Below are 22,360 nucleotides of genomic sequence, written 5' to 3' on the forward strand. Positions count from 1 at the left end.
GAGAACGCCATGAGTGGCCCGCAAAAAGCCAACGACCTGTTGGGGCAAATCCCCAAAACCAAAGGCTTGCCACCGGTCCATCTGTGGAATCCCGACTTCTGCGGCGACATCGACATGCGCATCGCGCGCGACGGCACCTGGTACTACCTGGGCACGCCGATCGGGCGCAAGCCAATGGTCAAGCTGTTCTCCACCATCATGCGCCGCGACGGCGATGACTACTTCCTCATCACCCCGGTCGAGAAGGTCGGGATCAAGGTCGACGATGCGCCTTTCGTGGCGATTGCCGTGGAGGTGGAAGGCGAGGGTGAGGCGCAGGTCTTGCGCTTCACCACCAATGTCGAGGAAAGCGCCGAGGCCGGTGCCGAACACCCGATGCGGGTTGTGATCGACCCGGTGACGCAAGAGCCGGCCCCCTACGTACATGTGCGCACCAACCTTGAAGCGCTGATCCACCGCAATGTGTTCTATCAACTGGTGGAGCTGGCCGTGACCCGAGAGATCGACGGGCAGCGCTGGTTGGGTGTGTGGAGTGGTGGAGAGTTCTTCCCCATCGGTCTCGAGCCCTGACGCATAACACTGTGGGAGCGGGCTTGCTCGCGAAAGCGCCGGCACATCCAACATTTATGTGTCAGACAGACCGCTTTCGCGAGCAAGCCCGCTCCCACAGGTTATATGTCGGCCGCATAATCCGGGCACGACACTTGACCTGTAGGAGCTGGCTTGCCAGCGAAGGCTGCGTCACTGATCGACGCCTACACCCCCCCCGTCACCTCCCTTAAATATTCCTTGCCCTCCCGACCTCGTTTCGGTTATCACGTTGTACATGATTAGACAGGTACGATTTGACAAGAAACAACGGGTGGTCGACGAACTCATCCGGCGCATCGAAAGCGGCCTCATGGAGGACGGCTTTCATCTGCCGGGGGAGCATCAGTTGGCTCAGGAATTCAAGGTCAGCCGGGGCACGCTGCGCGAAGCCCTGGCCGAGTTGAAACGGCGCAACTATATCGCGACGCAAAGCGGGGTCGGCTCCATCGTCACTTTTGACGGTGTGGTACTCGATCAACGCAGCGGCTGGGCCCAGGCGCTGGCCGACAGCGGGGCGCTGATCAATACCGAAGTGCTGCGGCTGGAGGCGGTGACCCGTCCTGACCTGCTGCCGCGTTTCGGCACCGACCAATTCATCACCCTCGACCGACGCCGCCGTTCTACGGATGGCAAGCTGGTTTCCCTCGAACGCTCACTGATGCCTGCCACCGGAGGCCTGGAAAGCCTGCCGCGGGTCGGCCTGATCGATAATTCCCTGACCATCACCCTGGCCGCCTACGGCTACATCGGTGAGCGCGGCGATCAATGGATCGGCGCGGAACCCTTGAACGCCGAAGACGCCGAGTTGCTCGGTCGCCCGGAAGGCACGGTATTTCTCAAAGCCTTGCGCACCACCTACGACCGGAAAAACCGTTTCATGGAACAGGTCGAAAGCCTGCTCGATCCCGTGCACTTTCGCCTGCATCTGCAATTTGGACCTACACAATGACTGTGCTCAACCGTGCCCTGGGCGCGTTTTATGGGCTGGCCCTGGGCGATGCGCTCGGCATGCCGACGCAATCCCTGAGCCGCGCCGAGATCAAGGCGCGCTTCGGTGAAATCACCGATCTGCAGGACGCCGGCCCGAATCAACCGATCGCCGCGAACATGCCCAAGGGCTCGATCACAGACGACACCGAACAGGCGATTCTGGTCGGTCAATTGCTGGTTGAAGGTGAGGGGCGGATCGAACCTTCAAGGCTCGCCCAGCGCCTGATCGAATGGGAAGCCGAGATGCAGGCCAAGGGCTCGCAGGATTTGCTCGGGCCGTCGACCAAGCGGGCGATCGAGATGATCCTCGCTGGCCACTCGGCGGAAGAGGCGGGGCGCTATGGCACCACCAATGGTGCGGCCATGCGTATCACACCGGTCGGGATCGCGGCGGATGTCGCCGATCCTGAACGTTTCATCAATGCCGTGGTGCAGGCCTGCCAGGTCACCCACAACACCACGCTGGGCATTTCCAGTGCGGCGGCGGTGGCGGCGGTGGTCTCGGCCGGGATCAATGGCATGGACCTGGGCGAGGCCTTGAACCTCGGCCAGCAGATTGCCCTGCAAGCGGAAGGTCATGGCCACTGGGTCGCTGGCGGACGCATCGCCTCGCGCATCAGTTGGGCACGGACCCTCAGTGTCGACAGCGACAGGGTGATGCTCGCCGATTTGCTGTATGACGTGATCGGCACCTCGGTGGCGTCACAGGAATCGGTGGTGGTGTCGTTTGCCCTGGCTCAGCAAGTAGCCATCGGCGAAATGAACGCCTTCGAAGCGCTGTGCATGGCGGCGAGTCTGGGGGGGGACACCGATACCATCGCCGCAATTCTCGGGGCGATGCTCGGGGCCTGTCTGGGGTTTGAGAGCTGGCCGGCGGCGATGATCGAGCAGGTTAAAGCGGTTAACTCGTTGGAGTTGGAACCGTTGGTGAGAGGACTGTTGGCTCTGCGCTGACTGGACTGACGCCTTCGCGGGCAAGCCCGCTCCCACAGGTACCGCGTGGATCTTTAGGTTTGCACTACCCCTGTGGGAGCGAGCCTGCTCGCGAAAAGGGCACACCGCGCACTCAAATTTTTTCACCGCAATGGAACGCACGAACACGGCCAGGACCGCCGGGAAGTTGTTTCGTCTTCCGAAATTGCCCACAACCACAACAAAGGCAACAGGAGTGTTTTTTCATGAGTTCATCGACCGCCGGGCCAAGCGCCGGGCAACTGGAAACCCGGGGCATCGAACCGGTGCCGGAGGCGGAGTGCAACGGTCATCCGCTGCAACTGTTCTGGGTCTGGTTCGCCGCCAACATTTCCATCCTCGGCCTGCCGCTGGGTGCGACCCTCGTGGCGTTTCGCGGCCTGGCGATCTGGCAGGCGATCATCGTCGCGATCCTCGGCGCCGCCGGTTCGTTTGCGGTGGTCGGCATCATCTCCATCGCCGGCCGTCGGGGCCGGGCACCGAGCCTGACCTTGTCGCGAGCGATCTTCGGCGTACGCGGCAATATCGGCCCGACCCTGGTCTCGCTGATGTCGCGCCTGGGCTGGGAAACCGTCAACACCACCACGGCCGCCTTCGTGCTGTTGTCGCTGTGCTCGATCCTGTTCGGCTCGCCGGTGCAAGCCAAAAGCGCGCCGCTGCTGACCCTGGTGTTCATCGCGATTTTCGTGCTGCTGACGTTGTCGGTCTCCGGCCTCGGCCACGCCACTTTGCTGGTGATCCAGAAGTGGGCGACTTACGTGTTCGGTGCGCTGAACATTCTGGTGGGCGGTTTCCTCTGCGCCACCATCGACTGGAGCGCGGTGTTCAACGCCACGCCGGCACCGCTGAGCGCCATGATCATCGGCATCGGCACCATGGCCGCCGGCACCGGCATCGGTTGGGCCAACGCTGGTGCCGATATGTCGCGCTACCAGCACCGCAGCGTCAAGGCCGTGCGCCTGGTGGCGTCGGCGGCGTTCGGTGCGGGGATCCCGCTGGTGCTGTTGATCACCCTCGGCGGGCTGCTGTCGGTGGGCAACAACGACCTGGCCTCGGCCACCGATCCGATCGTCGCGATCCGCGACATGCTGCCGACCTGGATGGCCGTGCCGTACCTGATTACCGCTTTCGGCGGGCTGCTGCTGTCGAACAACCTGTCGGTGTACTCCGCCGGCTTGACCACCTTGACCCTCGGCCTGAAGGTCAAGCGCGTCTATGCCGTGGTGGTTGATATCGTCGCGATCTTCGCCGGTTCGATCTACTTCATGCTGATTGCGGACAGCTTCTACGGTCCGTTCATTACCTTCATTTCGCTGCTGGCAGTGCCGATTACGGCGTGGGTCGGGATCTTCGTGGTCGACCTGATTCATCGTCACTACTACAGCCCCAAGGACCTGCTGGACGTCAGCCCGAGCAGCGCCTACTGGTATTGCGGCGGCGTCGAGTGGCGTGCGTTCGGTGCGTGGGCGGTGGCGATCGTGCTGGGTTTCAGCTTCACCACCCTCGGCACCACCGAACAAACCGTCTGGTTCCGCGGATTCCTGTCCGACTCCTGGCTGGGTCATAACGGCCTGGGCTGGATCGTGACCCTCCTGGTGGCAGGCGGGATTTATTTTGTATTCGGCGGGGCCAGGGATCGCCGCGCCGCGTCGCTAGAGAATGCTCATGCCTAGATTGCTGCATACCGGCCAGGTCATCATCGACCTGGTCATGGCCGTGGATAAACTGCCTCAACCCGGCGGTGACGTGCTGGCGCAATCCGCCAATTTCCAAGCCGGTGGCGGCTTCAATGTGATGGCTGCCGCCCAGCGTAACGGGTTGCCGGTGGTTTACCTGGGCCGCCACGGCACCGGACGTTTCGGCGATCTGGCCCGTGAGGCCATGAACGCGGAAGGCATCCGCCTCGGCATCGCTGACCGCGCCGAGCGCGATACCGGGCTGTGCGTTGCGGTGACGGACGCGTCGGCCGAGCGCAGTTTCATTTCCTATATCGGTGCCGAGGGCGAGCTGACCGCCGAGGACCTGGCGAGTGTGCCGGCTGAAGCGGGCGACTATGTCTACGTCAGTGGCTATAGCCTGTTGCATCGCGGCAAGGCGCAGGCGCTGGTGGATTGGGTGCTGGCGTTGCCGGGCGGGATCAAGGTGGTGTTCGATCCGGGCCCGTTGGTGGATTCGCCGGATTTGCCGTTGATGCAGGCCTTGCTGCCGCGCATTGCTCTGTGGACCAGCAACAGTGCCGAGGCGCTGCGGTTTACCGGGGCGTCGGACATCGGCGAAGCATTGAACCGGTTGGCTGATCACCTGCCGGCCGAGGTGCTGACGGTGGTACGCGATGGGCCGCAAGGGTGCTGGATCAGCCGGCGTGGCGAGCACCGGCATGTGCCGGGGTTCAAGGTCGAGGCGGTGGACAGCAATGGCGCCGGGGATGCGCATGCCGGGGTGTTTATGGCCGGGTTGGCGCAGGGGTTGTCGGCAGGTGAGGCGGCGCGGCGGGCGAATGCGGCTGCGGCGTTGGCGGTGACTCGGTGGGGGCCGGCGACTTCGCCCGGGACTGCTGAAGTGGATGCGTTGATCAGCAAGACTTTCGGTGTCTGATCTGTCGCCATCGCGGGCAAGCCCGCTCCCACAGGGTTCAGGGTGAACACAAAATTTGTGACCACCGCCATACCTGTGGGAGCGGGCTTGCCCGCGATGGGGCCCTTGAATTCAACACAAAATTCTGGCGTTAACTTGCTTTGCGCAACGCCTCGATCAACTCCTGCTTCCACGAGGCATGGGATTTCTCCTTGCTTCAGGATGTATATCCGTAGGAGCCGTCCCGCCGCAGCCTGCGATCTTTTGATCTTCAAGCATTCAAAGGCAACAGATCGCAGCCTGCGGCAGCTCCTACACTGTTAGATGTCCAGCTTGCGCGCCGCTTCAACCCCGGCGGCACTGAGCTTGATCGGCAAGTTCAGCGAGTGCTCACCGGCTTCGTTGCAGACCACGTGACCATGTTGAATCAACCCGCGGTCCTGCAGCGTGGCGAGGGCGCTGGCCACGACTTTCTCCCCCCGGTAATTGTCCAGGACCTCCTTGCCCAGCCCACTCGGGTGGGCGTGCAACAGGCGGGTCAGGACTTCTTTTTCAAGGCTTTTGTCGACGTTCATGCTTACCTCTTCAGGTGAATAAGTCGCTCGCGTGGGCGAACTATTGACTGACACCGCCTTCGGAACCGGAACCACCGGTGGTGGTTTTCGAGCCGATGCCGGTGTCCGCGTTATCGGGTGTCCGGGTGTCCGGCTGGTTCATACCACCTTGACGGCCCGCGTCGTTGCCCTGAGTCCGTGGGTCGGTGCCTGTGGAGGGCGGCAGGCTGCTGTCGACGCCCGTACCGTTGGTGTTCATACCGGGTGCGCTTTGGATGGCGGGGGCTTTGGGGCTTTCGACCGGATTGGTCGGGCCGGTGCCGGAGGCAGTGTTGGCGGCGAAGGCGGCGGATGACATCAGGACGGCGAGAGCGAGGGCGGACAACCTGGACGCGATCATGGTGGTGTCTCCATTTTCTATTGAGAGTCCTTACCTGATATTGGTCCGCTCCCGATCTGGATTGGTGCCTGATGAACGACGAACGGTTCGGACCTGCGGCAACACTCGTCTCCCGCCTCAGAGATTTCTAATGTGACGAGCGTCGCTTGTGGACTTAGTATGGCGTTTTCAACTTTGACGAAGGCACGTCCATGACCATCGAGATACGCCCGGCGACCCCCAGCGATGCACCGCAAATCCTCGGGTTCATCACTGAATTGGCCGACTACGAACGTGCCCGCCACGAAGTCATCGCCAGCGTCGCCGACATCGAACGCAGCCTGTTCAGCGAAGGCGCCACGGCCCACGGTCTGATCTGCCTGCGTGACGGAACGCCGATCGGCTTCGCGGTGTTCTTCTTCAGCTATTCCACTTGGCTCGGCAGCAACTGCCTGTACCTCGAAGACCTCTACATCACCCCGCAACAGCGCGGTGGTGGCGCGGGCAAGACTTTGCTGCGCCATCTGGCAAAAATCGCCTGCGCCAATGATTGCGGGCGGTTCGAGTGGAGCGTGCTGGACTGGAACAAACCGGCGATCGAATTCTACCAATCCCTCGGCGCGCAGCCGCAGGAGGAGTGGGTGCGGTATCGGATGGATGGGGCGGTGTTGAGAGATTTCGCTTCGGGTAACTGACCCCTTAAAAGATCGCAGCCTGCGGCAGCTCCTACAGATTCAGTGTGCGCCGCTACATCGCGCCCGAACACGATCCCTGTAGGAGCTGCCGAAGGCTGCGATCTTTTTTTGCCTTATGCTCAATATATGGGATGTATATTTATATATTGAGATTTTGTGCCGTCCGGGTTTATAGTCCAGCTCACTCACTGCCAAAAACAAAACAGGTGAATCGATGCTGGCGCAATTGATCGCGCTCGATTGGGGGACAACCTCATTACGTGCTTACAAACTGGGCGAAGGTGGCCAAGTGCTCGAACAGCGCTCGCTGTCTTCGGGCATCATGCAGCTGCCCAAAGCGCCACGAATCGTCGCCGGCCGGGAATGCACCGATGGTTTTGAACTGGCCTTCGATGAGGCCTGCGGTGACTGGCTCGACGCGCAGCCCGATTTGCCGGTGATTGCCTGCGGCATGGTCGGCAGCGCCCAGGGCTGGTGCGAAGCGGCCTATCGCGATACCCCGGCAAACGTCGCCAGTCTCGGCACCTCCCTGCACACCCTGCGCAGTACTCGCGGTGTCGATGTGCACATCGTGCCGGGCGTCATCCAGCGCTCGCCTTTACCGAATGTGATGCGCGGCGAAGAAACCCAAGTGCTGGGCGTGCTGCAAAACCTGCCATTGGATGGCGGCAACGATCTGTTGATCGGCCTGCCGGGCAGTCATTCGAAATGGGTGGAAGTCGCCGACGGCTGCATCGTGCATTTCGATACCTTCATGACCGGCGAAATCTTCGCCGTGCTCAGCGAACACAGCATTCTCGGACGCACCCAGCAACGCGGTGCGTCTTTCGATGGCGCAGCCTTCGATCAAGGGGTGCAAGTGGCCTTGTCGGCGGATGGCGAGATCGGTCCGCTGTCGACCTTGTTCAGCGCCCGCAGCCTGGGGTTGACCGGCGAACTGAGCGCTGGCGCGCAACCGGATTACCTGTCCGGCCTGCTGATCGGCCATGAGCTGTCGGCCTTGGCCAGCGTACAGCGCCGGCGCCGCAATACGGTGCATCTGCCCTCGATCATCCTCATCGGTAACGGCCAACTGTGTGCCCGCTACAGCCGGGCCCTCGACGCCTGCGGTTTTGCCCGGGTGACCCTGGCCGAACAGGCCACCGAACGCGGGTTGTGGCAGTTGGCGCTCGCCGCCGGACTGATGACCGCAAACCCATCCCGTTAAACCTGACTGGAGGTCTGACATGCTCAAGCAAGCACTGGCGCAAAACGGTCTGATCGCGATCCTGCGTGGCCTGCGCCCGCAAGAGGCAGCGGCTATCGGAGAAGTCCTGTATGCCGCCGGATTTCGCGTCATCGAGGTGCCGCTCAATTCCCCCGAGCCGTACGACAGTATCCGCATCCTGCGCAACATCTTGCCTGCCGACTGCCTGATCGGCGCGGGCACGGTGCTGACGCCGGAGCAGGTCGAGCAAGTGAAAGCCGCAGGCGGCCAGGTGATCGTCATGCCCCACAGCGATCCCAAGGTGTTGCGCGCGGCGAAGGCGGCGGGGTTGTTCCTGTCGCCAGGTGTTGCGACGCCGACGGAGGCCTTTGCCGCGTTGGCCGAAGGGGCGGACGTGCTGAAGATGTTCCCGGCCGAGCAGATGGGGCCAGCCGTCGTCAAAGCCTGGCTTGCCGTATTGCCTGCCGGAACGCTCTTGGCGCCAGTCGGCGGCATTACTCCGGACAACATGCAAGTGTTTATCGACGCGGGCGTCAAAGGCTTTGGCCTCGGTTCCGGTTTATTCAAACCGGGCATGACGCCTGAAGAGGTGGCCGTTAACGCCAAGGCGTATGTCGCTGCATGGAACGCTCTGCATTAAGAATTTTTGGCGCCGAGCGCGCTGCATCTAATAAGAGAGACAAAGAGATGAAAATCACCAAACTGACCACCTTCATCGTTCCACCGCGCTGGTGCTTCCTCAAGGTCGAAACCGACGAGGGCGTGACCGGTTGGGGCGAGCCCGTGGTCGAAGGGCGCGCCCACACGGTCGCTGCTGCCGTCGAAGAATTGTCCGACTACCTGATCGGCAAAGACCCACGCAACATCGAAGATATCTGGACCGTGCTCTACCGCGGCGGCTTCTACCGTGGCGGCGCGATTCACATGAGCGCGCTGGCCGGTATCGACCAGGCGCTGTGGGACATCAAAGGCAAGGCCCTGGGTGTGTCGGTCAGTGATCTGCTGGGCGGCCAGGTGCGCGACAAGATCCGCGTCTACTCCTGGATCGGCGGCGACCGGCCGGCGGACACCGCTCGCGCGGCGAAAGAAGCGGTCGAACGTGGTTTCACCGCGGTGAAAATGAACGGCACCGAAGAACTGCAATTCCTCGATTCCTTTGAGAAGGTCGACCTGGCCCTGGCCAACGTCGCCGCCGTGCGCGACGCAGTGGGCCCGAACGTCGGCATCGGCGTCGACTTCCATGGCCGGGTACACAAGCCCATGGCCAAGGTGCTGATGAAGGAACTCGATCCGTACAAACTGATGTTCATCGAAGAGCCGGTGCTCAGCGAAAACTACGAAGCACTGAAGGAACTGGCGCCGCTCACCAGTACGCCGATTGCCCTGGGTGAGCGGCTGTTCTCGCGCTGGGATTTCAAGCGCGTGCTCAGCGAAGGCTACGTCGACATCATCCAGCCCGATGCCTCCCACGCCGGCGGCATCACCGAAACCCGCAAGATTGCCAACATGGCCGAAGCCTACGACGTGGCGCTGGCGCTGCATTGCCCGCTGGGCCCGATTGCCCTGGCGGCGTGCCTGCAACTGGATGCGGTTTGCTACAACGCGTTCATCCAGGAACAGAGCCTGGGCATCCACTACAACGAGAGCAATGACCTGCTGGATTACGTCAAGGATCCACGGGTGTTCGACTATGACAAAGGCTTCGTCAAGATCCCCAACGGCCCGGGCCTGGGGATCGAGATCAACGAGGAATACGTGATCGAACGCGCGGCGGTCGGTCACCGCTGGCGCAACCCGATCTGGCGCCATGCCGATGGCAGTTTTGCCGAGTGGTGATGCCCACGCGGTGATCGTTCCCACGCTCTGCGTGGGAATGCCGCCATGGACGCTCCGCGTCTGCTGTTGACGCTGTGACGCAGAGCGTCACGGGATTCATTCCCACGCAGAGCGGGGGAACGATCATGTCTTCAAGACGCCCTCAATAAACATAAAAAGAGGCACTCCCCCATGCAACCGCAAACCCTCACCGGGCAGGCGTCGTTGGTGACGCCCAGTCGCAAGCGTTTTTTCATCATGGTCCTGCTGTTCATCACCGTGGTGATCAACTACCTGGACCGCAGCAACCTGTCGATTGCCGCCCCGGCGCTGACCAGCGAACTGGGGATCGATCCGATTCATGTCGGGCTGATCTTCTCCGCGTTCGGCTGGACCTACGCCGCCATGCAGATTCCCGGCGGCTGGCTGGTGGATCGCGTCCCGCCGCGGATTCTCTATAGCGTCGCGCTGCTGCTGTGGTCGATCGCCACGGTGATGCTCGGCTTCGCTGCCAGCTTCATCGCGCTGTTCGTCTTGCGCATGGCGGTCGGTGCGCTGGAAGCGCCGGCCTATCCGATCAACAGCCGTGTGGTGACGACGTGGTTCCCCGAACGCGAACGCGCCACCGCCATCGGTTTCTATACCTCCGGGCAGTTCGTCGGGCTGGCCTTCCTCACCCCGGTACTGGCCTGGTTGCAGCATCGATACGGCTGGCACATGGTGTTCGTCAGCACTGGTGCGGTGGGCATTCTCTGGGCGGTGATCTGGTACGCGGTGTATCGCGAGCCGCGGGATTTCAGGGGCGCCAACGAGGCTGAAATCGAGCTGATCCGCGAGGGCGGCGGGCTGGTGGATATCCAGGCCGAAACCGCGAAAGCCAAGGCAAAATTCAGCTGGATCGACCTCGGCATTGTCCTGAGCAAGCGCAAACTCTGGGGCATCTACCTTGGCCAGTTCTGCCTCAACTCGACACTGTGGTTTTTTCTGACATGGTTCCCGACCTACCTGGTGAAATATCGCGGCATGGACTTCATCAAGTCCGGCCTGTTGGCATCGCTGCCGTTTCTCGCCGCCTTCGTTGGCGTGCTGTGCTCGGGGTTCTTCTCTGACTGGTTGATCCGTCGCGGCTACACGGTGGGTTTCGCCCGCAAGTTGCCGATCATTGGCGGCCTGCTGATTTCCACCTCAATCATCGGCGCCAACTTCGTCGAGTCGACACCCCTGGTGATTGCCTTCCTCGCGCTGGCGTTTTTCGGTAACGGGCTGGCCTCGATCACCTGGTCGCTGGTGTCGACCCTGGCCCCGGCACGTTTGTTGGGGCTGACCGGCGGGGTGTTCAACTTTATCGGCAACCTGTCGGCCATTACTACGCCCATCGTCATCGGCTTCCTTGCCACCGGTGATTCGTTTGCTCCGGCGATCACTTATATCTCGGTGCTGGCATTGATTGGCGCGCTTTCCTACATCTTGCTGGTGGGCAAGGTCGAGCGTATCAAGTTGTAGTTGCAGTCGTCGGGCGACCATAATGCCGCCCGTTCACTCGCTCAACGGTAAAGGCTGGATATGCAGGAAGACGCCCCGAAAATCGCCAAGGACGCCGCGCCGACCGGCACCCAGACACTGCTTCGCGGTTTGGGTGTGGTTCAGGCCGTGGCCAGTGGTGCCCGTGATCTCAAGGAAATCGCCCGGCTGATCGGCACCACGCGCAGCACTACCCATCGTCTGGCCAGTTGCCTGGTGGACGAGCGTTACCTGCGGGTGGTGCCGCAAATCGGTTACCTGTTGGGGCCCAAGCTGATCGAGCTGGGTTTCCAGGCGCGGGAAGAACTGCCGTTGGTAACCCTGGCCGGGCCGTTTCTGGATGAGCTGTCGGCATTGACCGGCGACACCATTCACCTGGCGATTCGTGAAGGCGATGAAGTGCTCTATCTGCACAAGAATCCTGGGCGCAACGGCCCGGAAATGCGTTCGCGGGTCGGCCACCGCATGCCGTTGGCGCGTACCGGGATCGGCAAGGCGCTGATGCTGGATGACACGCAGGAAGAATGGCAGCGGCTGTACGAAGTCAGTCTGCCGGCGGGTGGGAAAAATCAATTCTGGCCGCAGCACCCGGAACAATCCTGGGAGCAGTTTCAGCAGCGCATGCTTGAGTATGTGGCGGGCGGTTACGCCTTCGATCTGGAAGACAACGAACCGTCGATCCGCTGTGTGGCGGCGCCGATCCGCGATGCCTCCAGGCGCATTGTCGCTGGCATCAGTATCGCCAGCACCGTGCCCTACATGCCGCTGGAAAAAATGGCCGAGCTGATCCCCCTGATCAAAGGGGTCACAGCCCGGCTCTCGGCAGAGCTCGGCGCGAAGGTCTGATCAGACCTTCAGCGTCGCCATGTCGATCACGAAGCGGTACTTCACATCACCGGCGATCATGCGGCTGTAAGCCTCGTTGATCTGGCGGATGTCGAGCATTTCGATGTCGCAAGTGATGCTGTGCTCGGCGCAGAAATCCAGCACCTCCTGGGTTTCGGCAATGCCACCGATCAGCGAGCCGGCCAATACGCGACGGCTCATTACCAGTTTGCCAGCATGCACCGGCGGCTCGACCGGTTCGATCAAGCCCACCAGAATGTGCACGCCGTCGAAACGCAGGGTGTCGAGGTAGGGATTGAGGTCGTGCTGCACCGGAATGGTGTCCAGCAGGAAGTCGAAATGACCGGCCGCCGCCTTCATCTGTTCGGCATCGGTGGACACGATCACGTGGTCCGCGCCCTGACGGCGAGCTTCTTCGGCCTTGCTCGCCGAGCGGGTGAACAGCGTCACTTCGGCGCCCATGGCCTTGGCGAACTTGATGCCCATGTGGCCGAGGCCGCCCATGCCGAGAATGCCGACCTTGTCGCCAGCCTTCACCCCATAGTGCTTGAGCGGCGAGTAGGTGGTGATGCCGGCACAGAGGATTGGCGCGGCGCTGGCCAGGTCGAGTTTCTCCGGAATGCGCACGACGAAGTGTTCGCTGACCACGATGCTGTCGGAATAGCCGCCCATGGTGTTGCTGCCATCGATCCGGTCCGGAGTGGCGTAGGTCATGGTCGGGCCTTCGAGGCAGTATTGCTCGAGATTCGACTGGCAGGCTTCGCAGCTGCGGCAGGAATCGACCATGCAGCCGACACCGACCAGGTCGCCGACCTTGTGTTGGGTGACGTTCGCACCAATGGCGGTCACTTTGCCGACGATCTCGTGGCCGGGCATCAGTGGGTAAACGGCAATGCCCCACTCGTTGCGTGCCTGGTGGATGTCGGAATGGCAGACGCCGCAGTAGAGAATATCGATGGCAACGTCGTCGGCCCGAGGGCTGCGGCGCTCGAATTTCACGGGGGCGAGGGGAGTGGTGGCCGATTGGGCGGCATATCCGATGGCGGTGTACATGAAGAACCTCGCAGAGCAGTGACAGGTGAGGGGGTGAATTCTGGGCGCCGTACCCACGACCGGCCATGGCGATTCCTCCGGGTGTCATGCCTAATCCTCCGGCATGAGCCGCGGCGGAGTCGCATTGGCCATCAGACCTGCGATGATGCTTTCATCCCGATTTCCGCGACTTTTTCTGTGAAGAGCTGCCCATGCTGTTGACCCGTCATCTCGATGCCAATGCCACCCTGGTTTCATTGATCCAGCCGCTGACCACTCGCGATGGTTTCGCGCCCACCTCATTGCCGGGTGTTCAGGTTCTGCGCGCCAGTTGTGATGTGGCCCGTGGCCCGCAGATCTACGAGCCGAGCCTGGTCATCATCGCCCAGGGCAGCAAACTGGCGTATCTGGGACCGCGTACGCTGGAGTACGGCGCCGGGCATTATCTGATCCAGGCATTGCCGGTGCCGTTCGAGTGCGAGACGTTTTCGGCACCGGATGGGCCGATGCTCGGGGTGTCCATCGCCATCGACCGGGTGCTGCTCGGTGAGTTGGTGTTGGCCATGGGGCTGGTGTCGGGACGCACGATTGCTGCGCAGACGCCGGAGTCCATGACCTCGGCGGTGCTCGACGACGCGATGCGTGGCTGTGTGGAACGGCTGCTGCGTTGCCTGCACGATCCGCTGGAATGCCAGGTGATGGGACAGGCCCGATTGCGCGAGTTGTTGTTCGTCGCCTTGCGCGGGCCGCAAGCCGATGTGCTGCGGGCGCTGGTCGAGCAACAGGGACAGTTCGCCCGGATCGCTGCCTCGCTCAGTCATCTGCACGCGCATTACACCGAGCCGTTGAACGTCGAAACCCTGGCCAGTTGCGCGAACATGAGTGCGTCGACCTTTCACGAGCATTTCAAGCGCAGCACCTTGTTGTCACCGGTGCAGTACTTGAAGCGCCTGCGTTTGCTCAAGGCGCAGACCTTGCTGGTGGCAGAGGGGTTGGGCGTGGCGCAGGTGGCGCATCGGGTGGGGTATCAGAGCACGTCGCAGTTCAGTCGTGAGTACAAGCGGTACTTCGAGCGCAATCCCGGCGACGAACGCGCCGCCTGAAACGCCATCGAGCCCCTGTGGGAGCGAGCTTGCTCGCGATAGCGGTGGATCAGCTTGCATCGGTGTTGAATGATAGATCGCCATCGCGAGCAAGCTCGCTCCCACATGGACTCTGTGTTGGGTATAAATTGCAGGCAACAAAAAAGGCCCCCATTCCGGGAGCCTTGATGTTCAGCGCTGCGACTTACATGTTCGGATAAGTCGGACCGCCGGAGCCTTCCGGCGCCACCCAGGTGATGTTCTGCGCAGGGTCCTTGATGTCGCAGGTCTTGCAGTGCACGCAGTTCTGGGCGTTGATCTGGAAGCGCTTCTCACCGTCTTCCTTCGTCACCACTTCATATACGCCGGCCGGGCAGTAACGCTGGGCAGGTTCATCGTACATGGGCAGGTTCTTGGCGATCGGGATGCTCGGATCAGTCAGCTTCAGGTGGCACGGCTGTTCTTCTTCATGGTTGGTACCGGAGATGAACACTGAGCTGAGTTTGTCGAAGCTGAGCTTGCCGTCCGGTTTCGGGTAGTCGATCTTCTTGCAATCGGCCGCCAGTTTCAGACACGCGTAATCCGGCTTGGTGTCGTGCAGGGTGAACGGCAGTTTACCGCCGAAGATGTTCTGGTCGAGCCAGTTGAAACCACCGCCGACGATGGCGCCGAACTTGTGGATCGCCGGGCCGAAGTTGCGGCTGGCGAACAGTTCGTCGTAGAGCCAGCTCTTCTTGAACGCGTCCACGTAGGTGGTCAGCTCTTCGGTGCCGTCTTTTTCAGCAAACAGCGCGTCGGCCACGGATTCGGCCGCGAGCATGCCGGACTTCATGGCGGTGTGGCTGCCCTTGATCTTGGCGAAGTTCAGCGTGCCGAGGTCGCAACCAATCAACGCGCCGCCCTTGAACACCATTTTCGGCAGCGAGTTCAGGCCGCCCTTGCTGATGGCGCGCGCGCCATAGCTGATGCGCTTGCCGCCTTCCAGGTACTGCTTGAGCACTGGGTGATGCTTGAGGCGCTGGAACTCGTCGAATGGCGACAGGAAGGTGTTGCTGTAGGACAGGTCGACGATCAGACCGACGACCACCTGGTTGTTTTCCAGGTGATAGAGGAACGAGCCGCCGGTGTTCTCGGTGCCCATGATGTCCAGCGGCCAGCCGGCGGTGTGCACCACCAGGCCTGGTTGATGCTTGGCCGGATCGACTTCCCAGATTTCTTTCAGGCCGATGCCGTAGTGCTGGGCATCGGCCTCGCTGTCGAGGTTGAAACGCTTGATCAGTTGCTTGCCGATATGGCCACGGCAACCTTCGGCGAACAGTGTGTACTTGCCACGCAGTTCCATGCCAGGGGTGTACAGGCCTTCTTTCGGATTACCTTCACGGTCAACACCCAGGTCGCCGGTGATGATCCCGCGAACCACGCCGTTCTCGTCGAATAACGCTTCCTGCGCAGCGAAGCCCGGGTAGATTTCCACGCCCAGGTTCTCGGCCTGCTGGGCCAGCCAGCGGCACAGGTTGCCCAGGGAGATGATGTAATTGCCTTCGTTGTGCATGGTCTTGGGCACAAAGAAGTCAGGAATTTTCTGCGCGCTGTCGGCGTTCTTGAGCACGAAGATGTCATCGCGGGCCACCGGCGTGTTCAGCGGCGCGCCGAGCTCTTTCCAGTCCGGGAACAATTCGTTCAGGGCGCGGGGTTCGAAGATCGCGCCGGAGAGAATGTGTGCACCGACTTCGGAGCCTTTTTCGACCACGCAGACGCTGATTTCCTTACCGGCTTCAGCAGCCTTCTGCTTCAAGCGGCAGGCGGCGGAAAGACCCGCGGGGCCGGCACCGACGATGACCACGTCGAATTCCATGTATTCGCGTTCCACAGGTTATCTCCTACTCAAGGCTCAACAGTTTTTTTTCTAATTGGAGGTTGGGTGTCGCATCCATGAATGCCTGCTCGATGCAGGAAAAGGACAATCGATAAAACCACCTTTCTCTCTAAGGTGGCGCATTATATCTACACCACTCTCAGCGTCCAATACAAACGTTTGTTTGAATCGGCGCAAAGCCAGAGAAATCACAGTAAAGCGGCTTATGAATGGCCCATTTGCCGTATTGACCGGAATAGGTGTTCCGGTCAATATACGGGCGGTTTTGCGCTCGCCGTAGGCTGACTGTTGGTTTCAAGAGCACCTCTAAAGACAGGGCGGTGGCAGTACAAGGTGAAGCGTTGCGACCCCTGGGGCGCAGTTTACACGTCGCGGTAAGGTATGACTCGTCGGTCATCACTGACGAACGGTCATAAACCTCGTGAGCAAGGTTCACCTGATTCACCTGCCAGCGTTTTTAGAGGTGCCCTTGCGCCGATGAGCATCAAACCGCCAGGTTCGCCTAGGCGACTTCTTTTCACCGGAGAGTAACGAGGAATCCATGAAGGTTCTTGTAGCTGTCAAACGCGTTGTGGATTACAACGTCAAGGTTCGCGTCAAGGCGGACAATTCCGGCGTCGACCTCGCCAACGTCAAGATGTCGATGAACCCGTTCTGCGAAATCGCAGTGGAAGAAGCCGTACGCCTGAAAGAGAAAGGTGTTGCGACTGAAATCGTCGTCGTCTCCATCGGCCCGACCACCGCTCAAGAGCAACTGCGCACCGCGCTGGCTCTGGGTGCCGACCGCGCCATCCTCGTCGAATCCGCTGAAGATCTGACTTCGCTGGCTGTTGCCAAGCTGCTCAAGGCTGTTGTCGACAAGGAACAGCCTCAGCTGGTGATCCTTGGCAAACAAGCCATCGACAGCGACAACAACCAGACTGGCCAGATGCTCGCTGCATTGAGCGGCTACGGTCAGGGCACGTTCGCGTCCAAAGTTGAAATCAGCGGCGACAGCGTTGCCGTGACCCGCGAAGTCGACGGCGGCGCGCAGACGGTTTCCCTGAAACTGCCGGCCATCGTCACCACCGACCTGCGTTTGAACGAGCCGCGCTACGCGTCCCTGCCAAACATCATGAAAGCCAAGAAGAAGCCTCTCGAAGTGCTGACTCCGGACGCTTTGGGCGTTTCCACCGCCTCCACCAACAAGACCGTGAAAGTCGAAGCGCCAGCTGCACGCAGCGCGGGTATCAAGGTCAAGTCGGTGGCTGAACTGGTTGAGAAACTGAAAAACGAAGCGAAGGTAATCTAATCATGACTATCTTGGTAATCGCTGAACACGACAACAAAGTGCTGGCCCCGGCCACGCTGAACACCGTGGCGGCTGCCGTCAAAATTGGCGGCGACATCCACGTTCTGGTTGCAGGTCAGGGCGCTGGCGCCGTGGCTGAAGCCGCTGCGAAAGTCGCTGGCGTGGCTAAAGTGCTGGTGGCAGACAACGCCGCCTACGCTCACCAACTGCCGGAAAACGTTGCTCCCCTGGTTGCCGAACTGGGCAAGGGCTACAGCCACATCCTGGCTGCCGCCACTTCCAACGGCAAAAACATCCTGCCGCGCGTTGCCGCCCAGCTGGACGTTGACCAGATCTCCGAGATCATCTCGGTCGAAAGCGCCGACACCTTCAAGCGCCCGATCTACGCCGGTAACGCCATCGCTACCGTTCAATCGAACGCTGCGGTCAAAGTGATCACCGTGCGTGCCACCGGTTTCGACCCGGTTGCCGCTGAAGGTGGTTCGGCGGCTGTTGAAGCCGTGGCGGCTGCTCACGACGCTGGCACTTCGAGCTTCGTTGGCGAAGAGCTTGCAAAGTCCGATCGTCCGGAACTGACCGCTGCCAAGATCGTCGTTTCCGGCGGCCGCGGCATGCAGAACGGCGACAACTTCAAGCACCTGTACGCCCTGGCCGACAAGCTGGGCGCTGCTGTTGGCGCTTCCCGCGCCGCGGTCGACGCAGGTTTCGTACCCAACGACATGCAGGTCGGTCAGACCGGCAAGATCGTTGCTCCACAGCTGTACATCGCGGTCGGTATTTCCGGCGCGATCCAGCACCTGGCCGGCATGAAAGACTCCAAAGTGATCGTTGCGATCAACAAGGACGAAGAAGCGCCGATTTTCCAGGTGGCCGATTACGGCCTGGTGGCGGATCTGTTCGAAGCGATCCCTGAGCTGGAGAAGCTGGTCTAATCCAGCGGCTTCACTTATAAAGAGCCCGACCTTTTGGTCGGGCTTTTTTTTGGCTTTTCCTGTAGGAGCGAGCTTGCTCGCGATGGTCTCAAAGGCAACGCGTTTATTCAGAATGAACGCGTTATCGTTAACGACCATCGCGAGCAAGCTCGCTCCCACAGGAGATATAACCAGGTTTAGGGGAGTGTATTGCCATGGATCTGCGCCGAGTGTTCGGTTGGTCAATGCTGTTGGGGCTGACGGTGTTGCCGGTGCTGTCTGTTGCCGCAGGCAAGTGCGAGCGCCTGGTGGTCACCGGCAGCCCGGATGCGCCGCCGTACCTGTGGCAAGACCCGCAGCACCCCAAGCGCCTGATCGGCGCCAGTGCCGATCTGTTGCAGCAGGTGGCGGGGGAGTTGGGGATCAAGGTCGAACTGCTGTACGCCGGCAAACGCTCCCAGGCCCTGGACGAGGTGCGCAGCGGGCGCATGGACATGCTGGCCGATGCGCCGTTGACGGTCAGCGGACTGGAAACCCTGGATTACATTCATCCGCCGTTGCTGGAAAACGATTACCTGGTCTGGACCCGAAAAGACTCGGCACTGGTCTACAACGAAGCACAGGATCTTCACGGTCATCCCGGCGCTTTATCGGAAAAGGCGCGTTTGACCCCGGCATTCGGCATCTTCGCCGAACAGCAATTGACCCTCGCGCGCACGCCCAACCTGACCCAGAGCTTTCAGAAATTGCTGTTGGGCGAGGTGGAGTTTGTCCTCGCTGGACGCTACTCGGGCATGGCCGCCGTACAGGCATTAAGCATGGTCAATGACCTGGTCGCGCGACCCCGGGCAGTCGACAAACCCGGTCTGTTCCTCGCGGTCTCCCATAACTCCGCCTGCAACGATCCGTGGTTACGCGGACAGCTGGCTAAAAAGATGACAGAATTGCTCGCGTCCGGACTGACGGAAGCCGCATTGCAGCGCAATGTCGAGCGCTGGAAGCTGCAGCAGCAACTACCCGCCAGTACCCCAAAACAGTAGGGATTTTTCGTGAGTATTCGACCTCTTTTCGCTGCCCTGGCCGTTCTGGCTCTGGCGGGTTGTGCAGCCGATCCGGCGCCGAATGAACAAATACGCCTGACCGAACAGGCGCTTGTACAAGCAAAAGCTGTGGGTGCCACCCCCGACGACGTGCCGGAGTTGAAACTGGCCGAAGAAAAATTCAGCCGTGCCCAGGGCGACATGGCCGACCAGTCCTATAAACATGCGCGCATGCGGGCCGAACAGGCCGAGCTGGACGCGCGTTTGGCCGAAGCCCGGGTCCTGACCCGCAAGAGTGAAGAACAGTTGAACGTGCTCAATACCCGCATCACCCGCTTGCGCAAGCAACTGGGAGATGCCCAATGAGCCTCAAGCGCAAAGTACTCGGCGGTTTGTTCCTGGCAGGCTGCGCCAGCCTCCTTGGCTGTGCCGGTCAGCACAGCGAGGCCGCGTTGCAGCAGGCAGGCGTTGATTTCCAGAAGGTCAAGGAAGACTCCAACGTGCTGCGGATCGCGCCCAAGGATGTGATTCGCGCCGGTGAGTCCCTGGCCCGCGCCGATCGTCTGTCCAGCTACTGGGGCAGCGGATCCGACGTGCAGCATTACGCTTATCTGAGCCAGCGCTACAGCGAAATCGCCCGTGAACACTCCAACCAGGTGCTCAACGAAGAGCGCGCGGCGAAGCTCGAACTGGAGCGTCAGCGCCTGCAACTGGCCCTGCGCGAATCCAAATTGCTCAGCGTGCAACAGCAGGGCAAGTGGCTTGAAGAACAGATTCTCGCGCTGGCCACCACCCAGACCGACCGTGGCCTGGTGATGACGCTGGGCGATGTGTTGTTCGATACCGGCGAAGCGGAGTTGAAAAGTTCGGCCAACCGCGTGGTGTTGAAGATCGTGCAGTTCCTGCAGCTCAACCCCAAGCGCGTCGTGCGCATCGAAGGCTACGCCGACAGTACCGGCGGCAAGCAGGAAAACCTCAAGCTGTCCCGCGACCGTGCGCAATCGGTGGCGAACGTGCTGATGGACCTGGGCATCGACGACAAACGCATCCAGGTCGAAGGGTACGGCGATGAATACCCGGTGGACGTCAATGCCTCGGAACGGGGCCGCGCGCAGAACCGTCGGGTGGAAATTGTGTTCTCCGATGAAAAAGGCCAGCTTGGCGCTGCTCGGTAATCAGAAGTCCCGTAGGAGCTGTCGGGTGCACGGGGCTGCGATCTTTCCGGGTCCACTTGAGTCCCAAGCGAAAGATCAAAAGATCGCAGCCTCGTTGCACGAGACAGCTCCTACACACCAGCTCCTATAACCCGGCCTGCCTGGCAGCGCCGGGTTTTTGTTGCGCCTGACAATTTTCGCGCCATGCCAATAAAGCAGTACAGATTTTGCTGACACTGCACTGTACTGTCGACTATTGTGGCAACTGTCCCCGTACACTTCTAAACTGTTCCGGTATTGTTTCACACAAGAATAAAATGCCCGTGAAATCGAGTGCTGCGTCATGACCAATCTCTTGCTTTACCAACGTATTGCTCAACAACTGGCCGAAGACATCCGCCGGGGCGTCTATCAACCGGGGGAGCGCGTGCCTTCGGTACGCAAGATGAGCTCGCAGCTCAACGTCAGCCATGCGACGGTGTTGCAGGCCTACGCCAATCTCGAGGATCAGGGGCTGATCCGTGCCCGGCCGCAGTCGGGCTACTACGTGCACCAGACCCCCGCGCTGACCGCGCCGACGCCGGACATCGCCAGGGTCGAGCGTCCCGGCCTGGTCACCCGCAGCAGCATCATTCAGCAAGTGCTGGTCGAATCCCGCCGCGAGGGTGTGTTCCCCTTGGGCGCGGCAGTACCGAGTGTCGATTATCTACCGGTAAGGGCGCTGCATCAGCAATTGGCCAAAGTCACCCGTTTCCATAGTCCGCGGGCGTTCAGCTACATGTTCAGCCCCGGTTTCGAACCCTTGCGGCGCCAAGTGGCGATTCGCATGCGTGATGCCGGCGTGGTGGTCGATCCCTCGGAAGTGGTCATCACCCACGGCTGCGTCGATGCCTTGCAGATGTCCCTGCGCGTCCTGACCCGGCCGGGCGATTTGATCGCCGCCGAGTCGCCGACCTACTACGGTTTGCTGCAGCTGGCTGACCTGTTGGGCCTCAAGGTCATCGAGATCCCCAGCGATCCGGCGACCGGCATGAGCCTCGAAGCCCTGCAACTGGCGGCCAACCAGTGGTCGATCAAGGCGCTGGTGCTGACCACTCGTCTGAGCAATCCGCTGGGCGGCACCATGCCCGAAGAGCGACAGAAGCAACTGCTGCGGCTGGCCTCGGATTTCGATATCCAGGTTGTCGAAGACGATATCTATGGCGAACTGATGTTCGAGCAGGGTCGCACCAAATCGCTCAAGGCCTACGACCGGCTGGATCGGGTGATCTATTGCTCGAGCTTCTCCAAAACCCTGTCACCGGGCGTGCGGATCGGCTGGATGATTGCCGGCAAGTACCAACAGGAAATCCAGCGCTTGCAGACCTTCAGCACCCATTCGGCCTGCAGCGTCACGCAGATGGGCATTGCGGCGTACCTGGAGAACGGCGGTTACGACCGGCACTTGCGCTACATCCGCCAGGAGTACCGCAAGAACCTCAGCGCGTTCCAGCTGGCGGTGCAACAGCATTTTCCAGAAGGCACGCAGATGACCCGACCGACCGGCGGCTTCATTCTGTGGGTCAGTTTGCCGGGAAGGGTCAACACACAGGAACTGCATGTGCGGGCATTGCAGCAGGGCATCAGCATCGCGCCAGGGCTGATTTTCAGTAACACCGAACAGTTCAATCACTGCATTCGCCTGAACTGCGGCATCCCCTGGAACCGGGAAGCCGAGCGTGCATTGATGACCCTGGGCATGCTTGCCACCCAGCTCTGCCAGGAAATGGCCGGCGGTTTTTGACCAGGCGGGCAGGCCGTGCTTGTCTTGTTGCGTGCAACAGGTGAGCA

General features: G+C 61.1%; 22 protein-coding genes. 18 read left to right on the top strand and 4 right to left on the bottom strand.

The genetic code is table 11. The features are described 5' to 3' along the window. The first annotated feature begins 9 nt into the window (after positions 1-9). The 5 genes from ACA067_RS06755 to ACA067_RS06775 all read left to right on the top strand — a co-directional run bounded on the left by ACA067_RS06755 (position 10) and on the right by ACA067_RS06775 (position 5,148). A complete protein-coding gene (locus ACA067_RS06755; protein ID WP_497461102.1) occupies positions 10-570 on the top strand; it encodes a DUF1285 domain-containing protein in 561 nt (186 codons plus the stop codon). 256 nt (positions 571-826) lie between these two features. Further along, positions 827-1,540 carry a GntR family transcriptional regulator gene (locus ACA067_RS06760; protein ID WP_497461103.1) on the top strand — a complete coding sequence of 238 codons (714 nt, stop codon included), beginning with the start codon at positions 827-829 and terminating at the stop codon, positions 1,538-1,540. Further along, a complete protein-coding gene (locus ACA067_RS06765; RefSeq protein WP_497461104.1) occupies positions 1,537-2,535 on the top strand; it encodes an ADP-ribosylglycohydrolase family protein in 999 nt (332 codons plus the stop codon). Before ACA067_RS06760 ends, ACA067_RS06765 begins: the two co-directional genes overlap by 4 nt. Positions 2,536-2,759: 224 nt before the next feature. After that, positions 2,760-4,226, top strand: coding sequence for a purine-cytosine permease family protein (locus ACA067_RS06770; protein WP_497461105.1), 1,467 nt, complete (start codon positions 2,760-2,762; stop codon positions 4,224-4,226). Next, positions 4,219-5,148, top strand: a complete 930-nt coding sequence (locus ACA067_RS06775; RefSeq protein ID WP_497461106.1) for a PfkB family carbohydrate kinase — start codon at positions 4,219-4,221, stop codon at positions 5,146-5,148. Before ACA067_RS06770 ends, ACA067_RS06775 begins: the two co-directional genes overlap by 8 nt. A gap of 299 nt (positions 5,149-5,447) precedes the next feature. Here ACA067_RS06775 and ACA067_RS06780 read toward each other — a convergent pair whose 3' ends face one another. Then, the gene (locus ACA067_RS06780) at positions 5,448-5,702 is read right to left on the bottom strand and encodes a hypothetical protein (protein WP_497461107.1); all 255 of its coding nucleotides are present in this window, start codon (positions 5,700-5,702) and stop codon (positions 5,448-5,450) included. A gap of 40 nt (positions 5,703-5,742) precedes the next feature. Further along, complete coding sequence (locus ACA067_RS06785; RefSeq protein WP_497461108.1) at positions 5,743-6,081, bottom strand: hypothetical protein; 339 nt, start codon at positions 6,079-6,081, stop codon at positions 5,743-5,745. A 191-nt stretch (positions 6,082-6,272) separates the two neighbouring features. Here ACA067_RS06785 and ACA067_RS06790 point away from each other — a divergent pair, with 191 nt between their 5' ends. From ACA067_RS06790 to ACA067_RS06815, 6 genes are all read left to right on the top strand, one after another. Continuing rightward, positions 6,273-6,755 (top strand): GNAT family N-acetyltransferase, encoded by a 483-nt coding sequence (locus ACA067_RS06790; RefSeq protein ID WP_497461109.1) that lies wholly within the window; start codon positions 6,273-6,275, stop codon positions 6,753-6,755. Between the two features lie 214 nt (positions 6,756-6,969). Beyond that, positions 6,970-7,962 (top strand): 2-dehydro-3-deoxygalactonokinase, encoded by a 993-nt coding sequence (locus ACA067_RS06795; RefSeq protein WP_497461110.1) that lies wholly within the window; start codon positions 6,970-6,972, stop codon positions 7,960-7,962. A gap of 19 nt (positions 7,963-7,981) precedes the next feature. Further along, positions 7,982-8,602, top strand: coding sequence for a 2-dehydro-3-deoxy-6-phosphogalactonate aldolase (locus ACA067_RS06800; RefSeq protein WP_497461111.1), 621 nt, complete (start codon positions 7,982-7,984; stop codon positions 8,600-8,602). A 47-nt stretch (positions 8,603-8,649) separates the two neighbouring features. Continuing rightward, on the top strand, positions 8,650-9,798 hold the full coding sequence (dgoD, locus tag ACA067_RS06805) for a galactonate dehydratase (protein WP_008152275.1): 1,149 nt from the start codon (positions 8,650-8,652) through the stop codon (positions 9,796-9,798). A 171-nt stretch (positions 9,799-9,969) separates the two neighbouring features. Next, complete coding sequence (locus ACA067_RS06810; protein ID WP_497461112.1) at positions 9,970-11,280, top strand: MFS transporter; 1,311 nt, start codon at positions 9,970-9,972, stop codon at positions 11,278-11,280. Between the two features lie 60 nt (positions 11,281-11,340). Next, positions 11,341-12,144 carry an IclR family transcriptional regulator gene (locus ACA067_RS06815; protein ID WP_497461113.1) on the top strand — a complete coding sequence of 268 codons (804 nt, stop codon included), beginning with the start codon at positions 11,341-11,343 and terminating at the stop codon, positions 12,142-12,144. Here ACA067_RS06815 and ACA067_RS06820 read toward each other — a convergent pair whose 3' ends face one another. Continuing rightward, positions 12,145-13,197, bottom strand: a complete 1,053-nt coding sequence (locus tag ACA067_RS06820) for an NAD(P)-dependent alcohol dehydrogenase (RefSeq protein WP_497461114.1) — start codon at positions 13,195-13,197, stop codon at positions 12,145-12,147. A 191-nt stretch (positions 13,198-13,388) separates the two neighbouring features. Here ACA067_RS06820 and ACA067_RS06825 point away from each other — a divergent pair, with 191 nt between their 5' ends. Next, positions 13,389-14,279: an AraC family transcriptional regulator gene (locus ACA067_RS06825; protein WP_497461115.1), complete on the top strand. Its 891-nt coding sequence runs from the start codon at positions 13,389-13,391 to the stop codon at positions 14,277-14,279. Positions 14,280-14,463: 184 nt separating this feature from the next. Here the strand turns inward: ACA067_RS06825 and ACA067_RS06830 are convergent, their stop codons facing one another. Next, positions 14,464-16,128 carry an electron transfer flavoprotein-ubiquinone oxidoreductase gene (locus tag ACA067_RS06830; RefSeq protein ID WP_497461116.1) on the bottom strand — a complete coding sequence of 555 codons (1,665 nt, stop codon included), beginning with the start codon at positions 16,126-16,128 and terminating at the stop codon, positions 14,464-14,466. Positions 16,129-16,675: 547 nt separating this feature from the next. On the opposite strand from ACA067_RS06830, the gene ACA067_RS06835 reads away from it, so the two are divergent. The 6 genes from ACA067_RS06835 to ACA067_RS06860 all read left to right on the top strand — a co-directional run bounded on the left by ACA067_RS06835 (position 16,676) and on the right by ACA067_RS06860 (position 22,313). Next, positions 16,676-17,425, top strand: coding sequence for an electron transfer flavoprotein subunit beta/FixA family protein (locus tag ACA067_RS06835; RefSeq protein ID WP_064676439.1), 750 nt, complete (start codon positions 16,676-16,678; stop codon positions 17,423-17,425). A gap of 2 nt (positions 17,426-17,427) precedes the next feature. After that, positions 17,428-18,357, top strand: a complete 930-nt coding sequence (locus ACA067_RS06840) for an electron transfer flavoprotein subunit alpha/FixB family protein (protein ID WP_497461117.1) — start codon at positions 17,428-17,430, stop codon at positions 18,355-18,357. A 194-nt stretch (positions 18,358-18,551) separates the two neighbouring features. Continuing rightward, positions 18,552-19,376, top strand: a complete 825-nt coding sequence (locus ACA067_RS06845; RefSeq protein ID WP_497461118.1) for a substrate-binding periplasmic protein — start codon at positions 18,552-18,554, stop codon at positions 19,374-19,376. 9 nt (positions 19,377-19,385) lie between these two features. Further along, positions 19,386-19,742 (top strand): DUF4398 domain-containing protein, encoded by a 357-nt coding sequence (locus ACA067_RS06850; protein WP_497461119.1) that lies wholly within the window; start codon positions 19,386-19,388, stop codon positions 19,740-19,742. Further along, positions 19,739-20,551, top strand: a complete 813-nt coding sequence (locus ACA067_RS06855; protein WP_497461120.1) for an OmpA family protein — start codon at positions 19,739-19,741, stop codon at positions 20,549-20,551. Before ACA067_RS06850 ends, ACA067_RS06855 begins: the two co-directional genes overlap by 4 nt. A 322-nt stretch (positions 20,552-20,873) precedes the next feature. Then, the gene (locus ACA067_RS06860; RefSeq protein ID WP_138964764.1) at positions 20,874-22,313 is read left to right on the top strand and encodes an aminotransferase-like domain-containing protein; all 1,440 of its coding nucleotides are present in this window, start codon (positions 20,874-20,876) and stop codon (positions 22,311-22,313) included. The last annotated feature ends 47 nt before the right edge of the window (positions 22,314-22,360 follow it).

This window comes from Pseudomonas sp. LBUM1674 (genome assembly GCF_059695635.1).